Source organism: Streptococcus sp. DD11, from assembly GCF_001578865.1.
Classification (GTDB): Bacteria; Bacillota; Bacilli; order Lactobacillales; family Streptococcaceae; genus Streptococcus; species Streptococcus panodentis.
Window position 1 is genome coordinate 176,457 of record NZ_KQ969397.1, and the last position, 3,168, is coordinate 179,624.

The 3,168-nt window shown below is 51.1% G+C and carries 2 protein-coding genes; both read right to left on the reverse strand.

Annotated features, from left to right (window positions below; all coding sequences use genetic code 11):
- The coding region (gene uvrB, locus STRDD11_RS11945; RefSeq protein ID WP_128837504.1) for an excinuclease ABC subunit UvrB at positions 1-1,714 on the reverse strand (1,714 nt) is incomplete at its 3' end.
- Positions 1,715-2,025: 311 nt separating this feature from the next.
- Positions 2,026-2,973, reverse strand: coding sequence for a CPBP family intramembrane glutamic endopeptidase (locus STRDD11_RS11950; RefSeq protein WP_128837470.1), 948 nt, complete (start codon positions 2,971-2,973; stop codon positions 2,026-2,028).
- Positions 2,974-3,168 lie beyond the last annotated feature (195 nt).

Consider the following 3,168-nt stretch of genomic DNA (forward strand, 5'->3'; position numbering starts at 1 on the left):
TCTCATCAATGGCCTTCTTCATAGAATCGGTCATGGTGTCCGCATACATGATGACATGGCCCTCACTGTTACGGGCAGCCCGGCCGATGGTCTGGATCAGGCCGCGTTCATTGCGGAGGAAGCCTTCCTTGTCCGCATCAAGGATCGCAACCAGACTGACCTCGGGCACGTCAATGCCCTCGCGCAGCAGATTGATCCCGACCAGAACGTCAAAGACACCCAAGCGTAAGTCTCGGATAATCTCGGTCCGCTCCAAGGTCTTGATGTCCGAGTGCATGTACTTGACCTTGACGCCCATTTCCTTGAAGTAGTCGGTCAAATCCTCGGCCATTTTCTTGGTCAGGGTAGTGATAAAGGTCCGCTCGTTTCTCTCCACGCGCGCATTGATTTCGCCCAAAAGGTCATCAATCTGCCCCATAGTTGGACGGACTTCGACTTCCGGATCTAAGAGGCCGGTCGGCCGGATAATCTGCTCGATAACCGTATCGGTCTGCTCCTTCTCATAATCCCCCGGCGTTGCTGATACATAGACGATCTGATGAACATGGCTTTCAAACTCCTCCCTGCGCAGGGGACGGTTGTCCAAGGCCGACGGCAGGCGGAATCCGTAGTTGACCAGCATCTCCTTGCGGGAGCGGTCGCCATTGTACATCCCTCGAATCTGGCCCATGGTCATGTGGCTCTCATCAATCATAATCAGAAAATCATCCGGGAAAAAGTCCAGCAAGGTATAGGGCGGCTCGCCTTCGCTGCGGCCGTCCATGTGACGGGAATAGTTTTCCACTCCGTTAGTATAGCCCATTTCCCGCAGCATCTCAATATCGTAGTCCGTCCGCTGCTTGAGGCGCTGGGCTTCCAGCAGCTTGCCTTCTTTTTCAAAGATTTCCAGCTGCTGCTCCAGCTCGGCCTGGATCTTGGCAATGGCTGTCTCCATGTGGTCGTCATTGGTCACGAAGTGGGTGGCTGGGAAGATAGCCAGATGGTCCACATCCCCCAGTACCTGGCCTGTCAGGGCTTCCACCTCACGGATCCGGTCAATTTCATCACCGAAAAATTCCACCCGAAAGGCATGCTCATCCCGGGAAGCTGGGAAGATTTCCACTACATCGCCGCGCACACGGAACTTGCCCCGCTGAAAGTCAATGTCATTGCGCTCAAACTGGATGTCTACTAAGTCATTCAGCAGCTTGTCCCGGGAAATCTCCAGCCCCGGCCGCAGGCTGACCACGCTGTCGGAATATTCCTTGGGCGAACCCAGACCGTAGATACAGGAGACAGAAGCTACGACGATGACATCATTGCGCTCCAGCAGGGCCGAGGTCGCCGAATGGCGGAGCTTGTCAATCTCGTCATTAACCGAGCTGTCCTTTTCGATATAGGTGTCAGACGAAGGCACATAGGCCTCGGGCTGGTAGTAGTCATAGTAGGAGACAAAGTATTCCACGGCATTGTTCGGGAAAAACTCCTTGAACTCGCCATAAAGCTGGCCAGCTAAGGTCTTGTTATGAGCGATGACCAGGGTCGGCTTGTTGACTTTTTGAATAACCTGGCTCATGGTGTAGGTCTTACCGGTTCCGGTCGCCCCCATGAGAATCTGGGCCTTCTCCCCGCCCTCAATATTGTCCACCAGCTGCTCAATGGCCTGGGGCTGGTCGCCGGATGGTTCATATTTTGAGACCAGTCTAAATTTATTATCTGTAATTCTGTTAATCATGTGCATTCCTCACTTTGTGCTGCTACCATTTTACCATATTTACTCTCTTTTCTCTGGCTTTTGAAATGCCTAACTCTTCGAAAATCTCTTCAAAGCACGTTAGCGTCGCCTTGCCCTACTTAACGGAACTTCCTTTGGAAAGTTGTATTTACAGTCCCTCCGGACTATTTGAGCCGCGAGAGGCTGGGACAGACGCCCATGATGTCTGCTTCTGCCTGCTTCGCTGATGATTTTCATTGAGCATCAACTGTTTTTCCTCCTTTCACTCCACAAAAAAGTATCGCCGCCCAGATTTGCTGGACGGCGATGCTTTACTTTTTGATAGATAGGCTCTGGGGCAGCTTGCCATCCTTTTTGAGCGACCAATAGAGATAGGCGATGCAGCCGATGAGGACGATACTGGTCAGGATGGAGCCTTCTGCTCCGAAGGCCCCGCCGGAAAGCCAGTCCATATTGGACTGATTGCTATAAGCCAAGAGAGAACCATTGGCCCCCTGACCGCTGACTTCTATGCCATAGATATTACCCTGCACAAAATTCCAAGCTCCGTGCATGCCAGCTAGGACCCACATATTGTCATACCTAAGCATGAGAAAGCAGGCAAAGATACCGTCGAGGACGATATTGACGAGGGAAAGAACGGTCACCCCGGGATTGAAGATATGAAGAGCGCCGAAAAGCAGGCTGGAAATCAGGATGCCGACCAGAATATTGGACTTTTCAGAAACCGTGGGAAAAAGCCAGCCACGGGTCACCAGCTCCTCAGCTCCTCCCTGAAGGATCCAGAAAGGGATAATGGTCAGGATAAAAAGCAAAGTCTGCAGACCAATCTGGCCCAGTGACAGGCGGCCCGTACCGGTGATGACTAACAGAGCCACAACGATAGAAAACTGCCCAGCGCCAATCAGGAATCCCTTGCCTAACTCTCTGAGCCAGCCGGCCTTATAAAATCCTAGACTGGCAAAGGGGCGTTTCTCAACAAAACGAACCCAGAAAAAGACGGCCAAAACAATAAAAGCAAAGAGCAATAACTGGAAATAAATCTGAAAAGGCTGGACCATGCTCTGAAGTGCAGCTCCATTGATATCTGGATTTGCCATCTTGAGGGCAAAGCCCATAGAGAAAGCTAGGATAAACATGACAATGGCACCGAAAAATTCCCCGCCATAGACCAACAGCAGGGCAATCAGGACAGCCAGCAAAACAGGTGGGATATAGCGAGACTGCTTGACAGCCTCCAGCATACGAGATTTGAACATAGAAAACTCCTCCTTTGGCGAATATAGTCTTTTAGTTTGCTTTTAATACGAGGCAGCGAGCTGCAGACAGTACTGGCGTACGGCAAGGCGAGCTAACAAAGTAATAAAAGATCAACTAAATGACGATAGTATAGTCTTTTAGTTAGCTTTTAGCAGCGGCAGTGGGCAGACTCCGCCCTTATATTATTATAGCAT

Bases quoted from the DNA above. Each gene is read 5' to 3' on its own strand.
- STRDD11_RS11950 (WP_128837470.1), bottom strand. From the start codon at position 2,973: ATGTTCAAATCTCGTATGCTGGAGGCTGTCAAGCAGTCTCGCTATATC.